The 18,419-nt window shown below is 68.8% G+C and carries 22 protein-coding genes; 10 read left to right on the top strand and 12 right to left on the bottom strand.

Annotation, left to right across the window (positions count from 1 at the left end):
* Nucleotides 1-43 precede the first annotated feature (43 nt).
* Complete coding sequence (locus ACSUPV_RS00510; RefSeq protein WP_436949853.1) at nt 44-511, top strand: GntR family transcriptional regulator; 468 nt, start codon at nt 44-46, stop codon at nt 509-511.
* Here the strand turns inward: ACSUPV_RS00510 and ACSUPV_RS00505 are convergent.
* Both ACSUPV_RS00505 and ACSUPV_RS00500 read right to left on the bottom strand, forming a co-directional pair.
* Complete coding sequence (locus tag ACSUPV_RS00505) at nt 489-1,634, bottom strand: hypothetical protein (RefSeq protein ID WP_436946670.1); 1,146 nt, start codon at nt 1,632-1,634, stop codon at nt 489-491. The genes ACSUPV_RS00510 and ACSUPV_RS00505 overlap by 23 nt on opposite strands.
* 142 nt (nt 1,635-1,776) lie before the next feature.
* Nucleotides 1,777-2,157, bottom strand: coding sequence for a hypothetical protein (locus ACSUPV_RS00500; protein ID WP_436946669.1), 381 nt, complete (start codon nt 2,155-2,157; stop codon nt 1,777-1,779).
* A gap of 581 nt (nt 2,158-2,738) precedes the next feature.
* Here ACSUPV_RS00500 and ACSUPV_RS00495 point away from each other — a divergent pair.
* Together ACSUPV_RS00495 and ACSUPV_RS00490 are read left to right on the top strand one after the other, a co-directional pair.
* On the top strand, nt 2,739-3,656 hold the full coding sequence (locus ACSUPV_RS00495) for a hypothetical protein (protein ID WP_436946668.1): 918 nt from the start codon (nt 2,739-2,741) through the stop codon (nt 3,654-3,656).
* Nucleotides 3,657-3,676: 20 nt separating this feature from the next.
* Complete coding sequence (locus ACSUPV_RS00490; RefSeq protein WP_436946667.1) at nt 3,677-3,802, top strand: hypothetical protein; 126 nt, start codon at nt 3,677-3,679, stop codon at nt 3,800-3,802.
* Between the two features lie 473 nt (nt 3,803-4,275).
* Here ACSUPV_RS00490 and ACSUPV_RS00485 read toward each other — a convergent pair whose 3' ends face one another.
* The 3 genes from ACSUPV_RS00485 to ACSUPV_RS00475 all read right to left on the bottom strand — a co-directional run bounded on the left by ACSUPV_RS00485 (nt 4,276) and on the right by ACSUPV_RS00475 (nt 7,688).
* The gene (locus ACSUPV_RS00485) at nt 4,276-4,518 is read right to left on the bottom strand and encodes a hypothetical protein (RefSeq protein ID WP_436949997.1); all 243 of its coding nucleotides are present in this window, start codon (nt 4,516-4,518) and stop codon (nt 4,276-4,278) included.
* 226 nt (nt 4,519-4,744) lie between these two features.
* A complete protein-coding gene (locus ACSUPV_RS00480; protein WP_436946666.1) occupies nt 4,745-6,397 on the bottom strand; it encodes a diguanylate cyclase domain-containing protein in 1,653 nt (550 codons plus the stop codon).
* 1,120 nt (nt 6,398-7,517) lie between these two features.
* Nucleotides 7,518-7,688, bottom strand: coding sequence for a DUF6207 family protein (locus ACSUPV_RS00475; RefSeq protein ID WP_436946665.1), 171 nt, complete (start codon nt 7,686-7,688; stop codon nt 7,518-7,520).
* Nucleotides 7,689-7,751: 63 nt separating this feature from the next.
* Between ACSUPV_RS00475 and ACSUPV_RS00470 the strand changes: the two genes are divergently transcribed.
* The 3 genes from ACSUPV_RS00470 (at nt 7,752) to ACSUPV_RS00460 (ending at nt 10,107) form a co-directional block, all read left to right on the top strand.
* Nucleotides 7,752-8,684 (top strand): IS481 family transposase, encoded by a 933-nt coding sequence (locus ACSUPV_RS00470; protein ID WP_382617786.1) that lies wholly within the window; start codon nt 7,752-7,754, stop codon nt 8,682-8,684.
* Nucleotides 8,685-8,713: 29 nt separating this feature from the next.
* On the top strand, nt 8,714-9,085 hold the full coding sequence (locus ACSUPV_RS00465; RefSeq protein ID WP_436946664.1) for an MBL fold metallo-hydrolase: 372 nt from the start codon (nt 8,714-8,716) through the stop codon (nt 9,083-9,085).
* A 692-nt stretch (nt 9,086-9,777) separates the two neighbouring features.
* Nucleotides 9,778-10,107: a winged helix-turn-helix transcriptional regulator gene (locus ACSUPV_RS00460; RefSeq protein WP_436949852.1), complete on the top strand. Its 330-nt coding sequence runs from the start codon at nt 9,778-9,780 to the stop codon at nt 10,105-10,107.
* Nucleotides 10,108-10,143: 36 nt separating this feature from the next.
* Here the strand turns inward: ACSUPV_RS00460 and ACSUPV_RS00455 are convergent, their stop codons facing one another.
* A complete protein-coding gene (locus ACSUPV_RS00455; protein ID WP_436946663.1) occupies nt 10,144-11,025 on the bottom strand; it encodes an SPL family radical SAM protein in 882 nt (293 codons plus the stop codon).
* A 296-nt stretch (nt 11,026-11,321) separates the two neighbouring features.
* Here ACSUPV_RS00455 and ACSUPV_RS00450 point away from each other — a divergent pair, with 296 nt between their 5' ends.
* The 4 genes from ACSUPV_RS00450 to ACSUPV_RS00435 all read left to right on the top strand — a co-directional run bounded on the left by ACSUPV_RS00450 (nt 11,322) and on the right by ACSUPV_RS00435 (nt 13,461).
* On the top strand, nt 11,322-11,702 hold the full coding sequence (locus ACSUPV_RS00450; RefSeq protein WP_359784992.1) for a VOC family protein: 381 nt from the start codon (nt 11,322-11,324) through the stop codon (nt 11,700-11,702).
* A gap of 41 nt (nt 11,703-11,743) precedes the next feature.
* Nucleotides 11,744-12,526 carry an MBL fold metallo-hydrolase gene (locus ACSUPV_RS00445; RefSeq protein ID WP_436946662.1) on the top strand — a complete coding sequence of 261 codons (783 nt, stop codon included), beginning with the start codon at nt 11,744-11,746 and terminating at the stop codon, nt 12,524-12,526.
* Nucleotides 12,527-12,561: 35 nt separating this feature from the next.
* Nucleotides 12,562-12,957, top strand: a complete 396-nt coding sequence (locus ACSUPV_RS00440) for a nuclear transport factor 2 family protein (protein WP_037758066.1) — start codon at nt 12,562-12,564, stop codon at nt 12,955-12,957.
* 78 nt (nt 12,958-13,035) lie between these two features.
* The gene (locus ACSUPV_RS00435) at nt 13,036-13,461 is read left to right on the top strand and encodes a PPOX class F420-dependent oxidoreductase (protein ID WP_436946661.1); all 426 of its coding nucleotides are present in this window, start codon (nt 13,036-13,038) and stop codon (nt 13,459-13,461) included.
* Between the two features lie 87 nt (nt 13,462-13,548).
* On the opposite strand, the gene ACSUPV_RS00430 is transcribed toward ACSUPV_RS00435, so the two are convergent.
* The 6 genes from ACSUPV_RS00430 to ACSUPV_RS00405 all read right to left on the bottom strand — a co-directional run bounded on the left by ACSUPV_RS00430 (nt 13,549) and on the right by ACSUPV_RS00405 (nt 17,895).
* Nucleotides 13,549-14,064, bottom strand: a complete 516-nt coding sequence (locus ACSUPV_RS00430) for a MarR family winged helix-turn-helix transcriptional regulator (RefSeq protein WP_382617991.1) — start codon at nt 14,062-14,064, stop codon at nt 13,549-13,551.
* 144 nt (nt 14,065-14,208) lie between these two features.
* Entirely contained in the window at nt 14,209-14,625 is a 417-nt protein-coding gene (locus ACSUPV_RS00425) for a hypothetical protein (RefSeq protein WP_382617992.1), read from the bottom strand.
* Nucleotides 14,622-15,470, bottom strand: a complete 849-nt coding sequence (locus tag ACSUPV_RS00420; protein ID WP_382617994.1) for a hypothetical protein — start codon at nt 15,468-15,470, stop codon at nt 14,622-14,624. Before ACSUPV_RS00420 ends, ACSUPV_RS00425 begins: the two co-directional genes overlap by 4 nt.
* 282 nt (nt 15,471-15,752) lie before the next feature.
* A complete protein-coding gene (locus ACSUPV_RS00415) occupies nt 15,753-16,712 on the bottom strand; it encodes a hypothetical protein (protein ID WP_436946660.1) in 960 nt (319 codons plus the stop codon).
* Nucleotides 16,709-17,182 carry a hypothetical protein gene (locus ACSUPV_RS00410; protein ID WP_436946659.1) on the bottom strand — a complete coding sequence of 158 codons (474 nt, stop codon included), beginning with the start codon at nt 17,180-17,182 and terminating at the stop codon, nt 16,709-16,711. Before ACSUPV_RS00410 ends, ACSUPV_RS00415 begins: the two co-directional genes overlap by 4 nt.
* The gene (locus ACSUPV_RS00405; RefSeq protein ID WP_436946658.1) at nt 17,131-17,895 is read right to left on the bottom strand and encodes a hypothetical protein; all 765 of its coding nucleotides are present in this window, start codon (nt 17,893-17,895) and stop codon (nt 17,131-17,133) included. The genes ACSUPV_RS00410 and ACSUPV_RS00405 overlap by 52 nt, the downstream gene beginning before the upstream one ends.
* Between the last annotated feature and the right edge of the window lie 524 nt (nt 17,896-18,419).

Raw genomic sequence — 18,419 nt, 5'->3', positions numbered from 1 at the left:
CCCGCAGGCCCCGCCGGGCACACAGGGAACTGCGCCACGTCGGCTGCCGCAGCCCTCGGACCGGCCGCCCTACCGCCTCCTGGCCGATGTCCTGCGCCAGCAAATCCTCACCGGGCAACTGGGACCCGGCGACCAGGTGCCGCCTTCTCGCGTCCTGGAAGAGGACTACGGGATCGCCAACATGACCGCCCGCGCCGCTGTGCGAGTCCTGCGCGACGAAGGCCTCGTCCACGCCGTCCACGGCCTGGGCACCTTCGTCACCAACCCCCTCCCCGATGCCGCCCGAGCCGCAACCGCGAGCGCCGATCAGACCCACATGCCGGTGGAGGAATACGCCGAACTTCTCCGCCGCATCGACCAGCTCACCGAAGTCCAGGACGCCCTGCTGCACCTGTTCGGACAGGCAGCCCGTCTCGCCGACCAGCCGGCAGCGCTAGGGGACGGCACCGGCGGCGAGCCCAGTACCTCGACGGCCCTCGGCAGCGGCATCACGCTGACACGGCCGCCCTGAGCGGGGCGACCCGGGCGGCGAAAGCCGCGGTCGCCCGCCCCGTAGCCGTTCGCCGAGGGAAAGGCAGGGCCCCGCCGCTTGTCCACGCCCCGCCGTAGGGTGCCGTGCATGGCCCGTTCCTGGACACGACTGCACGAGCACCTCGGTGTGCCGCCCGGGCCCCTGGACTTCGACATGGTCGCCAAGGCTGCTGCCGACCGTCTGGCCAGTCCTTGAGCCAGTGGACGGGAAGGTGCTCCATCTCAGCGGCCGCGGGGCCGGGATGCTCGTCGTCGGGGACCCAGCTGTACTTGCCGACGGCCAGATCGTTATAGACCTCCATCGAGTCCGGTCCGCTGTAGGCGGCCCGCCGCCCGAGCTGGTCAGCGCGCCGCACCGCCCGGGCCGTCGTCACCATGGCCGTGGGCCTGGCGCTCGGCCCGTCGCCTTCGGCGTCCGCCGGCAGGTAGGGGTAGGCGCCGCGCAGCAGCGCCAGCATGTCCAGCTTGTCCGGCTCGGCGGTGCCCGCGACAAGGTCCGATCCGAGGATGACCCGTTGACGGTCGTCGCGGGTGTGGTCGGCGGCGTGCCGGGCGGCGAAGCGGGGGACGGCGAGCACGACAGCGTGGTCGGGTTCGATGCCGTAGCCGGCCAGGCGGCCGCCGAACGGGACAGCGGGGCCGTGCTGCTCGTACTGGGCCAGGTAGGCCAGTTCCGCATCCTGCTTGCGGGTCAGCGGCCAGCTGCTCACCCGCACCAGCTGCCACCCCTCGCCGCCTTCACCCGTGGCTGCCCCCAGTGCCTCCTCCAGCCGGTCGCACCGGTCCAACACGTACTGCTGCCACCGGTGCTGGAACTCCGCATCCGCCCACTGCGCGGGAGAAACAAACCCGGTACCCGTCACGAGGGCCGGCTCCGGCAGCGCCGTCACATCACGCACCCGCCCCCCGCCCCAGACGGCTTCCACCGCCCGCATCGCCGCCGCACGTGCCGCAGTCGCCTCGCCGCCCTGGTCCCGGACACCGCTCCACGCCTGCCGGACGGCCGCCCACACGTCGAACGGCTCCGCCCACCGGGACCGCAGCACCGCGGCCGCCAGTTGTAGACCCTCCTGCTGCACGGTCCCCGTCGGCGGCCACCGCATCGCACGCCCCGCTGACCGCCGTAGCGGAGCGCGCCGCGGGCGCCGCCGCCTGCCAACTGGCCAGCGCAGCCTCAGAACGCTTCAGTACTCCCGACCACGCCTGAAGCACCTGCCGCGCACCTGCAACCGAGGCGTCAGCCGTCTACGGCTCAAGCCTTCCGCGCACGTCTGCATCGTGATGGCGGGCCGCTTCCCACAGCACCCCCGCATAGCCCTCCCAGGACCGCGGGCCCGCCTCCTGCTCCTCCAGCCTGCGCACCCGCCCGTCCGCCACGACGACTTCGGCCGCCGCCCGCCACAGCGCCTCCTCGCCCGGCTCCACACTCACCACCCGGGCGCAGTGACGACACACCTGCTCACAGACATCCAGCAGAGCGAGCGGACTGCCCGGCAGGTGCTCCGCATACCGGCAATGGCTCCGCCACCCCGAGGCCTTGGCGGGAACGTGCCATTTCCCGCCGCCCGCACGCCCGACGACAACGGTGATCTGCCGCACCGGCCCGACGTCCACGCCAGCGGCCACCAACTCCTTCTCCCGCAACACCGGAAGCCCTCGGTCACGCCGCACGACAGCCCGCCCCCCTTGTCGCCTATTCGCTCTCGTTGCTCACTGTGACACAGGCGCCCGACCGGCATGCTCGCTTACTCAAGGGCGTCGCCCTCCCCAGCAAGGACCCGGCAATGACGCGGCACGCGGGTCTGTACCCACGACGCTTCCATGGACGCCCCGCGAGGTTCTTCCCGCCGTGGCTGACCCGCCCCCCAACAGCGAGGAGACGAAGACCCGCAAACTGTGCCTCGACATCTCACCGAACGGTCCTGCTTCCCAATAGGCTCTCTAAGCCGAATTCAGAAGCCGCCGGAAAACGACGACAGACGGGCGCGGTAACCGGCTTACTCACCAACTTCGTTAGGGACGGAAGCACAGTGGGAGCAGGATGACGGGGGAGATCCGGCAGAACACAGACCGAGCCGTGAAGGGGCAATCAGCTCTCCTCGCCCGGCGTCGAGGTGCCCGGGCAGCGCCCCGGGCCGCCTACATCCGGTTCGGAGCCGCAGATCGACTTCCCACCCGTCCTCAACGGACTGGACTACCTCGCCAGCGTGGTGGAGCACCTGTCCGACGATGCGACGCCGCGCGACCTGAAGTACGCCGTGCTGCACCTCCAAGCCGGCACTGAGGTCCTGCTCAAGGCCCGCCTCCGGCAGGCGCACTGGACGCTGGTCCTACAGGACCTGTCCGCCGAGCTCCGCAAGAGCAGGAAGACTCCGGTGAGCGAGCGGTTCGCCAGCGGAAACTTCGTCAGCTGCGGCATCGACGAGACCCTCAAGCGGCTACGTGAGGTGGTGGGACTGGACCTGGACAGCGAGCATCTTGCCGCCGTCGCGAAGCTGGGTCAGACCCGCAATGCCCTGCAGCACTACGGGCTGACGCAGTCCGCGCCGGCGGTGGAGACCCAAGCCGCCACCGTGCTGGACTTCCTGCTCGCCTTCCTGCACGAACACCTTCTGCCACACCTGGACGCGGCCGAACAAGCCCAGGTGGAGACGGCCATGGACGACATCCGGCATCGACTGGGCACGATCACCGAGCTGATCAATACTCGGATGAACGGAATCAAGGAGGCATTGGCTCCGTACGCGGACGTAACGGTCGACTGCCCGGACTGCGGTATGCCAGCGCTGGTCGCCGGAACCCCTGTTGCTTGCCGGTTCTGCTACCGCACGTGGACCGACGCCGAATCGGCCACCGCTGATTACGTTTACGCCGATATGGTGCGCCGGGCAGCACTGGACCCCCGAGACAACGAGGAAGCACTCGTCCACTGGTGTCCCAGGTGTGACACCCCGACCATCATCGATGTTCATCGCGACTGGTCGTTTTATCTATGCCTGGGCTGCGCTGCTCTCTTTGAGACCCTGACCTGGTGCAAGAAGGGCTGTGGTTCCCTGATCGATCCAAAGACGAACGACTTCGACATCTGCCCCGCCTGCATGGCCCGGCTACGCGAAGGGACCTGACGATGCCTCAGGTCACCGCAGTGCCTGGCCCCCGACGCTCCGCCGCCCCGCGCATCCGCATCGTGCGCGACCTGCGGGTCCTGGTGGTCGCGCCCGCCCGCTCCCCGCGCTGTCAGCGGACGCCCACCGTGTCGCCGCCCGCCTGACCTACCTGCCCGCGTGACACCCCTGCCGTCCCGGACCCAGCCGGTCCTGATCGCGCCTCCCGGGGCTGCGGACAGCGCGCTCGGCGCCGACGCGAACGTCCTCTACATCTGCACCCACTCCTACCCCGGACCCCAGCCCGAAGGATTCCTCGACACTGACCTGACAACCCTGCACCGACCCCTGACCGCCAACGCCCTCCTCCTGGACGCCTGTTGGGGTGCCAACCCCGCCGTACGCCAGGCCCTGGCCGCCCTGCGTCCCGCCCACCTGCCCCCCGCTGGCGCTGCTCGCCCGGCCCACCGGGCTCCCTTCGACCACCACGTGCTCGCCGGCCCGCTACTGGAGGCCCTCCTCACCGGCCCTCGGACCGGCCGGTGGCCAGAGCGCCTCACCGCGGCGAAGACCACCACTCTGGCCACCGCCGAGATGACCGCGCACACCCGGCGAGACTGGGCACGCTGGCAGATCCACCCTATCCCCGGAACCGACCCATCCCGTAGGCCCAGAGCAGCTCCTGGCGGTGAGCTGCATGCACATCGCCTGCGACCCGTGCGGTACGTGCCCGCCGGTGGTGGCCGACCACCACCAGCCCGGCCCCCACCACCAGCCCGGCCCCCACCGCCGCCCGGGCCAGCACTTGAGGCTCGACCCCGCACAGCTCGGCGAGCACACCCCGCCCGGCTTCGTTGAGCACGACGTCGGCATCGGCTCTCACACCGCCGCCGTCCTGCCGGGCGGGGGAGCTGCGGCACGTCCACAACCGCAGCACGCAGGCGGCAGGAAGACCGTAGCGGTCCGCAGTCCGCGAGCGTGATCGCGGCATGCTCCGCTTGCCGACCGGCTCCCGGTGCACCTCGGAGCTCTGACTCACGGCCCGTGGCAATGGCCGGTCCCTGCTGGGTCAGGCTCGGATCAGGGTTTCGGGTACCGGCAGCACGGGGTCACTGGCCCAAGCCGTGCGCAGCCGGTTCGTCTGACGCCTGGAGGGGAGTGGCCGTCTGATGGGCCTCGAGTGATGGACTGTGACCGGTTTGGCGGGGCTGGGGGATGTGCATGCGGATGCGGCCTTTGCCTGCTCTCTTGGCCTCGTACATGGCTTCATCGGCTTGGCGCAGGAGTTCGTCCGGTGTGACGCCCGGGAGGGCCAGTGTCATGCCGATGGAGGCGGAGACGAGTGCCTTGTTGCCTGCGATCTCGTAGGGCTGTGTCAGGGCCGTCAGGATGCGCTCGGCGACGTCTTGGGCATGTGCGGGGTGCCTCCCGGCCTCTCCCTCCAGGAGGGCGGCGAACTCGTCACCGCCGAGGCGTGCCACGGTGTCTTCAGCCCGTACGGATGCCTGGATCCGGCGGGCGGCGTGGATCAGGAGAGCGTCGCCCACCGCGTGTCCGGCCGAGTCGTTGACAGCCTTGAAGCCGTCCAGGTCCATGAAGAGCACTGCGGGCGGGGCTGTGCGCGTGGTTCGCTTGCGCAGGGCATGCGCGACTCGGTCGGCGAACAGGGCCCGGTTGGGCAGTCCGGTGAGCGCGTCGTGGAAGGCCAGGTGCTCGAGTTGTTTCTGCTGGGTGACCCTGTCGGTCACATCGCGACTGCTGAAGATCATTCCCTCGGTGTGGTGGCTGACCGTCGACTCGACGTGGCGCCAACGTCCGTCGGCGTGGCGGACCCGGCACGACACGCGGCGGCCCGGACCGCGGATGCCTGATGCGGCTTCCTGCCGCAGCGTCTCGACTGCTTGCATCAGCGGCGTCAGGTCGTCGGGGTGGCAGTACAGGGGCAGACGGGCACCCAGCAGGTCCTCAGGCCGGTAACCGAAGACGTGATGAGCGGCAGGGCTGACGTAGAGCACGCGGCCCTCCAGGCTGACGATGGTGATCACGTCGCGGGTGCCGTCGACCAAGGCGCGGTAAAGCGCCTCCCGGGTGGTGGCTTCGCGAGTGATACGCAGGTGATCGGCGTGGATGACGCCCTGCCGGATACCGAGCGCGATAGGCAGCAAACCCGCCAGGACCAGCAGAACCATGTCGGTGCGGCCTCCGACCATGGCGTGAGCCGTCAAGGCCAGAACGCAGATGGCCACGGGCACGAAAGCGGCCACGACCCCGACAACGGGCATGATGCGCTGGTCGACGTCCACGACGCTGGTGCCTCCGGCCAGCCATGGGGCAACGGCGATGAGGAGCAGGCCAGTGATCGAGCAGGCCGCCGCGCAAGGAACGCCGTACCAGGTGCCGGGGGGCGGCATGAGGATGCGCAGCATGTCGCTCGCGGTCAACACGATGAGGGCCAAGGCGGCTACCGTTGTCGCTGTGCGCTCAGGACGCTTCAGGGAGTAGCGCAGTGCCACCAGAAGTCCAAAGACCAGGACGTCCGTCACCACACGTGCCAGATCCAGCAGGGACCCGAAGGCATCGCCGCTCTGGTCGGCACGATGCAGCAGCAGCACCCAGCCCAGTGTGAGCAGGGAGCCGGCGAGCACCCATCCGTCCAGAACTCGCCGCAGCCAGACCAGCCTCGCCCCGCGGTCCGTAACCGCGATCACCAGTCCGGCGATCGCGACCACCAGACACAGGACGATTCCGGTGACCGCCAGCACCTGGAGGACGACGTGGAGCCCACCAGCGGGCCCTCCTCGAGAGGAAGGGAGCTGACTGACGACGACGTGGTGAAGGCCACCCGCTGCCACAGAACCCGCGAAGAGTACGAGGCGAAGACGCACCCTTCCGGTAACCGTTCTGGCACGCCCAAGCAGCGACAGGGCGGCCAGACCATGTGCAGCCGGCACTCCGACGCCGACTGGAAGGAACAGCACCGCCGTCCCGCTCGCGCTCATTGCGGCGGCAAGCACGCATCCCAGCCCCAGAGTCTTGCACCACCCACATGCTGCCCGTGACCAGCCGATACGAACGGCGTGCAACGAGCCCCCCCAACCGGTCTGTCCCGGCCTCATGCGAACCCCCGACGGTCATCGAGCCCAAAGAAGGCAGGCACACCGTGTCCGTACTGCTTGTGCCGGATAAGAGCGTAGGAGGATGTCTAACGCCTATCCTCATGAAAAGCGGTGAGTTCACCTGAAAAACGGACGAGCTCCCAAAGGCTGACACCCTGCCAGTTGGAGGGCATCTGCAGAAGCTGCCTGATCACTCCGAGCCCTCTGGGCGCCGCGCTGCGCTACGCCCCGCGCCAACGATCCGACGTTCCCCGGCTCGGTCGGCAATCCCGGCACCGAATTCCTCTACCGCGTCGGCGACCTCAAGCGCTGGGCACGCAACCGGCCCCGCGCCGCCTCCGGCACCACCGACCTCGACTGATCACCCCGGCCACCGACGTCTGCGAACCGGCCCTGTCCGGTCCGGCCGACGAATACACCTCACGCTGAACGGGCTGTTCAGGCAGCTCGCACCGCCTCTGCGGGGCCGGAGGGGAGGGGGGCCGCCTGCGTGGGGTAGGCCATCTGGCGGGTGAGGCGCCGGGTCATGAGCGTGATCGCGGCGAGGGTGAGCATCCCTTCTGAGTGTTCGGGCCGGATCTCGTAGTCGCCAGGTCGGCCTCCGGCGAACCGGTCTACAGCACGCCGGGCAGGGCGTTCTCCTTGCAGCCGTCGTCTTCCTCTGGTTCCAGACACTTCACTCGGAGATCCCGCGCGCCGAGGGCGAGTGTGGCACCGTGGTCTTCATGCCTGGTCCGTCACTCCCCCCGTGGTGGCGGACCAGGCCTCATCGCGTGCCAGGGGCCAGCACCTCGTGCGGTGAGGAGGTCTGGGCGACGACCTGCCGCAGACCGGCGTACAGACGCAGCCGAACGCCAGGCTGGCCAGGATCCCGGAAGGTGCTCTCAGAGATCGCGGTCGCCCACGTCCGGGCGATCGCCTTCTGGACGGCGAACACGGTGTCGTTCTAAAACTGACGGACGTTATTGACAGGTGGGTCTCCCGTCCCTAGGAGACCCGCATGACTGAACGCGAGCTCGCAAGACGTGCCCGGCACCGGCTCGCAGTGCTGCGCCACGCCGAGGAAGTGAGCGGCAACATTGCAGCGACCTGCCGCTACTACGGCATCAGCCGCCAATGCTTCTACACCTGGCGCCGACGCTACGAAGCCGAGGGCCTGGACGGCCTCAAGGACCGCTCCAGCGCTCCCCACCACACGCCGCGCGCAACAACGGCCGATGTGGTGGAGAAGATCCTCTGGCTTCGCAGGCAGTACCACTTCGGCCCGGCGAAGATCGCGATGTATCTGCAGCGGTACCACGACGTGGCGATCAGCACGTCCGGCGTCTGGCGGATCCTGAAGAAGGTCGGCCTCAACCGGCTGCCGGCCTCGCAGCGCTACAAACGCCGGTCCATCCGCTGGAAGCGCTACGAGAAGCAGCGACCGGGCCACCAACTGCAGGTCGACGTCAAATTCATCGAGCCACTCGGCCAGAGCGGCCGCAAGAAGCGCTACTACCAGTACACCGCCATCGACGACTGCACCCGCCTGAGGGTGCTGCGCGCCTACCCGCGCAACGATCAGAAGACCGCCATCCAGTTCATCGACTACGTCCTGTCCAAGCTCCCCTTCGCAGTCGAGCAGGTCCAGACCGACAACGGCCAGGAGTTCGGTCAGGCCTTCCACTGGCACCTGCTCGACAAGGGCATCGGACACGTTCGCATCAAGCCTCGGACCCCGCGGCTGAACGGCAAGGTCGAACGATCGCACCGCATCGACTCAGAGGAGTTCTACCGCCTCCTCGAAGGTCAGGTCATCGACGACGTCAACCTCTTCAACAGCAAACTGCAGGAGTGGGAGGACTACTACAACTACCATCGCCCCCACGGCGCCCTCGCCGGCCAGACACCCTACGAACGCCTACGACAGAAAGCCCAAGACCCACTGTCATAGGCGTCCGTCAGTCGCACATGCCCGACCTCATGACGGCCACATTCACCCTGCTGACCACCGGCTACGACAGCCTCGACACACGCAATGCGGACCGTGACGGCCGCGAGAAGCCGTGGCACGTCGCCTCCACCGTCTGCCTCCTGCGCGACGGCGACACGATCGTCGTCGTCGACCCCGGCATGGTCGAGGACCGCAAACTCATCCTCGACCCACTCGCCGCCGCCGGAATCAGCCCCGAGCAGGTAACCGACGTGGTCTTCAGCCACCACCACCCCGACCACACCCTCAACGCCGCCCTTTTCCCCCACGCACGCGCCCACGACGTCTGGGCCGCCTACCACAACAACCTCTGGTACGACCGGCCCGCCGACGGATACCAGCTCTCCCCTCGATCCGCCTGATCGAAACACCCGGCCACACCCCCCAGGACATCTCCACCGTCGCGGAAACCGCCGAAGGGACCGTCATCCTCACCCACGCCTGGTGGAGCGTCCACGGCCCCGCCGAAGATCCCACCTCCGACGACCACGAGGGCCTGCGCGCCTCCCGCCGTAAGATCCTCGCCCTCAGGCCCTCCCTGATCGTCCCCGGCCATGGAGAGCCCTTCGTCCCGGACGAGAACACCCCCATCTAAAGATCGGCTTCGCCGTCGTCATCCGGTGCTCGCTCGCGGTATGCCTGCTGGATCTGGCCCCGGCATCGGACGATCACCTCAGGCCAGGCGGCCCCAGATGTGCGCTGTCGCGGGCCCGCGGCTGCGTCGGCAGTACCCGGACGACATCGGCACGGTCGGCCAGCTGCTGGCGCAGCAGAGCGTTCTCGACCGTCGACTGATGCAGGGCACCGACCGGTGCCTCGACATCGGCCTTCAACCGGGTAATCTGCTCAGCGTGGCGCCCCGCAGCTCGTGGAACTCGCTCTTCAGGTCAGTGTGGCGATGGGTGAGTGCGTTACGGGAACCTGGGCCCCGGCCGCGAGAGCGGGGACGACGGGGGCACCCTGGGCGCCCGTGGCGCCATGAATCACGTAGGTCATGACGCCATTAGTGCACACGGTGCACCAGTTACATCAACTGCACACGGTCGGAATGTGACTGATCCTTGCCTCCCCGAGTGCGGCGTTTCCCGGTTCCTCACCCTCCTCAACGGGCCGTGGGCCACCCCGATCGCGCGAACTCCTCAAGGGTTCCCACCGGTTCAACCAACTGCGCGAGGCGCTGCCCGGCATCAGTCCGCACACCCTGACCAGCCGGCTTCGTCAGTTCGAGCGGCACGGCATCGTCACCCGCACGACCTACGCGGAGATCCCGCCGCGCGTCGAGTACGCGCTGACCCCTCTCGGCGAGGGACTGCTCGAGGTCCTGGAGGCCATGGGGACGTGGGCCATGGCGGTGCCGGATCCCGAGCCCGGCGTCACCGCCTGACGTACGCCTGGCCCAGCGACCTGGTGACGGTCATGGTCACGCTGAGGATGCGAGCCTTGCCCGCAGGGCGTCATTGTCGTCATGGTGGACGACCTCCTCGAAGCGCAGTCGCAGCCCGTGCTTGTCCAGCAGCTCGGCCACGATCGCGTCGAGCTGTTCGCGGTGCTCCTTGGTCCGCGCCTGGAGGTACGCCTCGCGGACCTCTTCGGGCTCGTCGGCAAGGACCTGGTCCATGCGCTCGCGGATGTACCGCTTGAGGTTGATGTGCTCCATGAACACCTCACCCACCCCGGCCTCGACGAGCCGTCCGAAGAGGTCGTCGAGGAGTTCGGGCTGGGTGGCGAAGTGCGGCAGGAGCGGGCCGACGAAGGCGTAGGTGGCGATGCCGGCCTCGTTGAGTTCGGCCAGGGTGCGCAGTCGGCGGGAGGCGAGCGGGGCGCGGACCTCCAGCCAGCGGCTGACCTTGTCGTCGGTGGTGGTCACCGACATGCCGACCTCGGCGCGCGGCAGACTGCTGAGCAGGTCGATGTCGCGGGTGACGACGGGCGACTTGGTCAGGATGCGCACCAGGCCCGGGTACCCGACCGCATGCAGTTCGCGCAGGATGCCGCGGGTGAGCCGGTACTTCGTCTCGTGGCCCTGGTAGGGGTCGGTGACCGAGCTGAGCAGCATCGTGCCCTGCCGCTTGTCCTGCGGCATCTTCGCCAGCTCTGTGCGGGCGAGCTCGACCGCGTTCTTCTTCACGTACAGGTAGTCCCCCCACTCCTTGACGGACCGGCCGAACTGCCGCCCCGCGAAGGAGGCGAAGCAGTAGGCGCAGCCCAGCACGCATCCGGTGTAGGGGTTGATGACGTAGTCGTTCGACGGGGTCTTCGACTTCTGGATCAGAGTCTTCGCCTCGATCTCGACCGGTTCCATGGCCGACTTCCTTCCTGCCGTTCACCGTCCACCTCTTGGGCGGCCGGGCTCCTGAGCTGTCCATGGGACGGCCGGCGGGACGCCGCCGGACCCACACCCATGGAACAATAATCCCAGGAAGTTGATTCCATGGAATATAAATGGTTGGCTGGGCGACAGCTGATCGAGGCTCGCGGTCACGCTTCACACGGGTCTGCTCACCGAGTCGCAGCCGCAGAGCCGCCGTCACCCATCGTGTCCGATCCATCTCAGAGAGTTTCTGTGCGCCCCCCGGTATGGGGTGAGGAGTGAGTGTCATGACCGTTCCCGCCTTCAACTCGGTCGCCTGGTTCGAGTTCGGCACCGACCAGCCCGAGAAGGTCAAGGAGTTCTACGGCGAACTCTTCGACTGGAAGTACGTCCTCAACACCAACACCCCGGGCGTCACCTACCACTCGGTGATGACACCGGGCGCCCAGCAGCCGGCCGGCGGAGTGTGGGACTCGGAAGGCGGCTTCCCCGACTACGCGGTCTTCTACGTCGTCGTCCAGGACGTCGCCGCGACCGTCGCCCACGCCGAACGACTGGGCGCTGAGGTGCTCATGGCGCCGGTCTCCGACTCCGCGGGCTTCACCTTCGCCCGGCTGCGGGACACGGCGGGCAACCACTTCGGCGTGTTCTCCGCACCCACCCCCTGACCGGTTCCGCGTCCCGCCCGTACTCCGCCTGGAGGTTTCCGATGCCCGGCGCCAGCGCCACCAGCGAACAGATCCCCGTCCGTGTCCACGGCGGACCGACCACCGTGATCGAGTACGGCGGGCTCAGGTTCGTCACCGACCCCACCTTCGACCCGCCCGGCGAGTACCCCATGCCGCTCCCGGGCGACCACAGGCTCGTCAAGACAGCCCCTGCCGCCGTCTCCACCGCCGACCTGGGTCGCGTCGATGCCGTCCTGCTCTCCCACGACGAGCACGACGACAACCTCGACCACGCCGGCCGCACCTATCTGTCCGAGGTTCCCGTCGTGTTCACCACGGTCAGCGGCTCCGGTCGCCTGGGCGGCAACGCCCGCGGGCTGGACGTCTGGCAGACCGCCGAGCTCAGGCGGCCCGATGCCGGCACCGTGACCGTCACCGGCGTGCCCGCCCGGCACGGCCCCGTCGGCTGTGAACCGATCACCGGTGACGTCATCGGTTTCATGCTCACCAGCGACGACCTGCCTCCGGTGTATGTCAGCGGCGACAACGCCGCCTTGGAGCACGTCAAGGAGATCGCCGAACGGTTCGCCCCGGTAGACACTGCGATCCTCTTCCTCGGCGGCGCCCGCATGCCCTTCGCCTTCGACGGCGCCCTGCTCACCCTTGACAGCGCCCAGGGCGCCGAGGCCGCGAAGACGCTCGGCGCCCGCCGGGTCGTCCCCGCCCACTTCGACAGCTGGGCCCACTTCACCGAAGGCCGAAAAGAGATCGAAACCGCGTTCACCGACGCCGGCCTGGCCGGATGCCTGGACTTCGCCCGCTAACAGCCGTCCCCACACAACACTCTGGAGAGCACACCATGACCAGCACGAACATCGACATCGCCCGCACTTACTTCCAGGCCGTGCAGACCGGCGACATGGCCACCCTCGGAGAGCTCCTCGACGAGGCGATCGTCTGGCACCAGCCCGGCGCCAACCAGTTCTCCGGCGAGCACAAGGGCCAGGGCGCCGTCTTCCAGATGCTCGGCGGCATGATGGAGGCCAGCCAGGGCACCTTTGCCATCGACAAGATCCACTCCCTGATGGGCAACGGCGACCTGGTAGCCGCCGCCATCCACTTCACGGGCCGCCGCGGCGACACGTCCATGGCCATGGACGGCGTGGATCTCCTGCGCCTCCAGAACGGCAAGATCACCGAGATGTGGCTCTTCTCCGGCGACCAGAACGCCGAGGATGCCTTCTGGGGCCGCTGACCCCCACTTCGTCGTGTTCTGCGGCCGGGCCGGCCGCAGAACACGACGAACGGCCCCTACCAGAGTGAGAGGCATCGCATGCGCAAGATGACTGACGAGCAGTGGCGGGCATTCGTCACGCACGGCACCCGCACCGGCAAGCTGTCGACCGTCCGGGCCGACGGAAGCCCGCACGTCACACCGGTCTGGTTCCTTCTCGACGGCGACGACATCGTGCTCACCACCGAGAAGGACGGCGTCAAGGGCCGCAACCTCGCCCGCGACGGGCGCTTCGCCCTCTGCATCGACGACGACCATCCCCCATACGCGTTCGTCATCCTCCAAGGCCACGCCGAGACCTCTACGCACCCCGACGAGATGCTGCACTGGGGCGGCCTCCTCGGCGCCCGCTACATGGGCGAAGAGCGCACCCAGGAGTACGCCGCCCGCAATGGCGGCCCCGGCAACCTCCTCGTCCGCGCCCACATCGACACAGTCATCGCTTTCAATGGCATCGCCGACTGAACGGCAAGGGGCGGCTGGTGCGGAACAGATGCCCATGCTCATCTGATCCGCACCAGCCGCCCCTTGCCGCGTCCGGGACGCCCCGGCTTACGAGGCCGACCGGCCAGGCTGCCTCGGCGCCTGCATCGCCGGAACCGGCGTCTGACCCGCGGCCTTCCGTTCCGCGTCCAGAGCACGTCCGGCCGCCCGCAGAGTGCTGAGGACCGCGGTCACCTCGCGTACCGACTCCTCGGGAATCACCGACCCGATCCGCAGTTCCAGCTCCTCCTCGAAGACCTTCAGCGCCCCGTCCACCAGCTTTCGCCCCTCAGGGGTGAGCTCGACGATCGAGGAACGGCGGTCGCTCGGATTGGCCTTCCGACCACACAGCCCCGCCGCCTCCAGACGGTCGACGACCTTGCTCGTGCCGCCCACCGTGATCGAGAACTCCTCCGCGATGTCCTGGATCCGCCGCCCAGGCCGCCTCAACAGCAGGTGCAGCACCTCGAACGAGGTCAGCGCCAGGTCGTACTCCGCACGCAACCGTTCCTCGATGCCGCCCCACAACTCGATCTCCAGCGAGACCAGCTCCCGGTACAGCAGCTTCAGGTCAGCGTCAGCCATCACTCATCTTCCAAAGAATTATCTTCCATAGACAATTAATTGTAGGCCACCGGTGTCGGGACTCTCCGCGAATGCCGGATGTACGTACCGACGTGGACGGGTTGAAGCCAAGGTCTCAGCCGGTCGTCGGTGGCAAAGGGCCTGCTATGGGCCGAGCGTGCCCTGCGTCGGCAATCTGCGGACGGTGGCATGGCGGTCGGCGAGCTGCTGGTGCAAGTGGCTGCTTTCCATCGTGACCTGGTGCAGGGCGCCGACCAGTGCTTCAACGTCGGCCTTGAGCTGGGCGATCTCTTCGGCGTCCGCCGCGCGCAACTCCCTCAGGCGCCGGACCTGCTGGCGCAGCCGCTTCTCGCTGTCGGGGGTCTGCCCGCGGGCGCGCACCTGGGCGTAGAAGTCGTTCTTCAGATCCAGGTGGCGTTGGGTCAGGGCATTGCGGGGGACGTGGGCTTCGGCGGCCAGGGCGACGATGGTCAGGGCGCCGTTGGAGTGTTCGGGGACTCCGGCCAGGATGCGTTCCATAGCGGCGCGGATGCGGTTACGTTCGTCGAGCGCGGGTGTCACGAGGTCGCCTCCTGGGTGGTGCGGTCACGGTGATGCTGGGCGGCGATGTCGCGGTGGCGCTGTGCTCGGTGGCGCAGGCGTGCGGCCAGCGGTGGCGGAGTGAGCGGCGAATCTGCTTGGTGTTCCAGCGTCGCGGCGTGTGCGATGAGGCTGCGGGCGTGTTGGTCGGTGCGGGCAATGTTGGCGCACAGCGGTTCGCAGACGTCGAGTCGCGGTGCATCGGGGCGGGGACCGGTGCGATGGCACAGGGCCTTGTCTCTGTCGTAGACGCACAGGAGATAGGCATGCGGGTTGTCGTGGACGGCCAGGGACGGATTGGCCAGGAGTTCACGGGCCTGCCGGGAAGTGTGCAGGACGCCAGCGAAGGCTGGTCCGTGCGAGGCGGAGCGGATGGCGCGGGCTGCGGCGGGCCCGGAGATCCCGGCGCCCGTGGTGAGGTCGTCGTGCGGGCGAGCGAGGGTGTCGGCGGTGGCGCGAGCGGTCTCGATGTCGAGGAGGTCGTGGATGCCACCGCGGCGGCGGGAGGCGTATCCGGCCGACAGGGCGGTGCGCAGGTGCCCGTACTGGACGGCGAGGGCGACCAGGCCGCCGGGGCGGCGGGCGATGTGCCAGGCCAGGGTACGGCGCAGGCGGCGCGGGGTGAGCGGACCGTGTGGGGCGGGCGGGACACGTTCGTCGGGCCGGCCAAGGCGGGTTGCGGTGGTGTTGATCCAGTCGACGTAGGCGGCGAGGCGCTCGCGCATCGCCTCTACCGTGAGCGCCTTCGGCCGGGAATGGTGCCGACGCTGGGTGTGGTGGGCGGCATCGAACAGCAGGCTGCCGGACGGGGCCGTGCTCTCCAGCACCCGGACTGCGTCGGTGACTGGCGCGACCCAGGGCGTCTCGCGCCGCCGGCCTGAGGGATCGTGGGTGCCGTCCGTACCGATGGTGGTCTTGGAAGTGCGGGCGTGCAGCAGGTCTGGGCCGTCGGCAGAAGGTGTGCAACAGCCATGGGGCAGGGACAGCGCCTCGGCCGGGCGCATTCCAGTGAGGTAGGCGATGACGACGAAGGCTGCCGTGGCCAGGTGACGGCGCAGGTCCGCGATGTCGTGGAAGTCGATGCCGTCGGTCCACGGCTGCCGGTCGACTTACGCGGTGATCTCCACGGGCAGCGGACTGGTGCCAGGGTGGTTGCGCAGGTAAGCAGGCCACGGCGCCTTCTGGCATGCGCGTTGGACCTGGTGCTCGGTGGCGTCGGTGAGCGCGCTGATGTAGGTGGTGGCCAGGGTTGGCGCGCCTGCGGTCCGGGCCCGGGTGGGCAACGGCTGGCCGTCTGCGGCGAGGCGTGCCAGGTAAGACTCCACCCGGTCCCGGGATTCCGGCGTCGCGCTGGCGTGGGCAGCACGGACGAGCAATCGCTGGTGCGCCTCGGTCGCGGCGAGGATGTCAGCGGCGAAGTCCTCGACCAGACGCAGGGACCACACCAGCAGCGGGCCGATCGTGGCCGGGGCGATCGGCTCCCTGGCGTTCTCTCCGCCAGGGCGGGCCGAAGGCACGTATTCGTCATCGTCATGGGCCCAGGACGGTTCGCCGACCCCGGCCGGGCGGGGCGAGGTGGCGTCCAGGGCCCACAGCCGCGTGAACGCGGCCAGTTCGTTGTGTACCTGGGTGCGATCCAGTCCTCTTGGTCTGATCGCGTCGTCGAAGTAGGCGTCGTAGACGTCCGCCTGACAGGCCCGCAGCGTGGTGGTACCGCGCCGGGCGAGCCACTTGGCCAGGCGCAGCCAAGCCAAGTGGGGGTGATAGATGCCGGCGTAGCTGGGGCGTGAGCGCCAGGACGGGGCGCGGCGGGCGAGGAACGCGTCGGGCAGGCGCCGGTTGATCAACAGCCAGACCAGTAGGCGGAACTCCTCGCGCAAGGCGTCTGGGTAGCCGTCCCAGACGATGCGGTGCGCTCGACCGGCCGGATTGTCATCCAAGGGCGTCAGCAGCCAGATGGGATCGCCGTAGCGTGGCAGCGGTCCGCGCCAGGAGGCGGCCACTCGGTCCGGTTCGATCGCCCAGATCGGGGCGGCAGCTGCCGTTGGTGGCTGCGGTACGAAGGTCACTGGTCGAAGTGGCCTTTCATCAGTGAGGCGATGACGTCGCGGTCGGCGTCACTCACCCGGGCCAGGGCGTGCTGCCAGGGACCGGAGCCGATGCGGTTGCGCAGGTCTTCGAGCCGGGCGAGGGCCGGACCCCAGTCGTGTTCCCAGCTTTCGGGCGACGGCGCGCAGGTTGCTGATCGCGCGGTGCAGATGGGCCAGCCGGGCATGATGGCCCGGGTGTACGCGGCGTTTGGGCACGCGGTGCACATCATGAACGACGCCGCACAGCCGTCGGCCTCGGGAGTCAGCGGACTGTGCGTGAAGTCCGCGCAGTCGGCGATCACGGTCATCTGAACGCCCGGGTCGCCGGCATCGGTGAGCCGGGCCTGAACGAGCGTGGCCCGGGCCGCTTCGACCGCGGCCGCAGCACCGGCAGCGATCACGGGCACTGCGGCCTGCCGGGCCTGTGGCTCGCGCAGCACATAGACCACGTCATGGGTGTCTTGGTTGTTTTGTCCCGGCTCCCGGCGATGTATTCCGGCGGCGCGGGCTGGCCGGCCGTCGGCTCCGGCAGGTCGAGCATGCCGATGGGGACACCGAAGGCGATGCTGCGGGCAGTCAGCCCGTGGAGCTTGAGCCGGGCCTGGGAACGGTTGCTGCCCTTGATCGCCACCAGGTCGACGACCTTGCGGATGACGGGGGCGCCCTGGTGGTTCTCGGTGATCGTCCGCACGAACGGCACGTGCATGGTGCGGTTGGTCTGGCCGAAGACCGTCATGTCCTCGGCGAGGTCGTAGCCGCGCTTGTGGTCGGCCTCGGTGAGGGCGACGTCCATGATGCCCAACAGGGTGTTGAGGACGGTGGGCTCGACCGGCTCGGCTGTCGTCACGAAGGGCAGCGCGGTGCCGTTCGGGCCGGACCCGGTGGTCAGTCTCGGGAGCACCCGGTCAGGGGAGGCGTCGAGCTGGGCCGGGCTGTCGAAGGCGCTGCGCACACGTTCGTTGTATTCGGTCGGGGTGCCGGCGAAGCCGTGCGTGGTCACCGACAGGACGTGCAGGCCCGTCTGGTCGTCCTTCACAATCACCCCGGGGCGAAGGCGGTGGACCGTCTCGTTCCGCGCCTTGGTGAGGTAGCGCTTCGGGCGAATCACGTAGGCCGCGATGGCGTCGGTCACCAGCTGGGGCAGGCCAGTGTCGAGGGCCAACGCCTGGGAGAAGGCCCGGGTCCAGCTGTAGGTGTCGGCGCCCGGGAACGGGTTGGCCCCGGGGGGAAGGCTCCGCCTCGGAGACGGTCGCCAGGTCGATGGTCGTCATGGTCAGACTTCCAGGAGCGGGCGAGTCGGCCCGGGCCGGTCGGTCCGGGCAGAGCAAGGGCCCGGACCCCGGTGGAGGAATTCCGGAGTCGCTGTATCAGTCACCGCACGCCGGAGACGATCTGAGTGACTGTCACACGCGTCCGTCTCCCGACCGCGTGGTGCGCGACCTACCGAGCCCGCTCGACGAAGAGAATCGGGGAGCTGATCTGGGTGGCCATTGCGCTTCCTCTGCCCGTACGGGCCACGAGGGGTGGTGGAGAGCCGGCACAAGCCGAATGCTGGCGTGATCGTACGGCACCAAATGCGCGCCTACGAAACGGATTTGACAGAGCGTCGGCGGTCGCTCCGGAGCCGGTCGAGGGCTCGGCAAGGCCGCCCCTGGGTGTCAGCAGCGCCTTGCCCGTGGCCCCAGC

The organism is Streptomyces sp. SudanB52_2052 (genome assembly GCF_964272415.1).
Lineage (GTDB): Bacteria > Actinomycetota > Actinomycetes > Streptomycetales > Streptomycetaceae > Streptomyces > Streptomyces olindensis.
The sequence above is the reverse complement of the archived record's forward strand: the minus strand, read 5'-3'. Positions and strand labels throughout refer to the sequence as shown.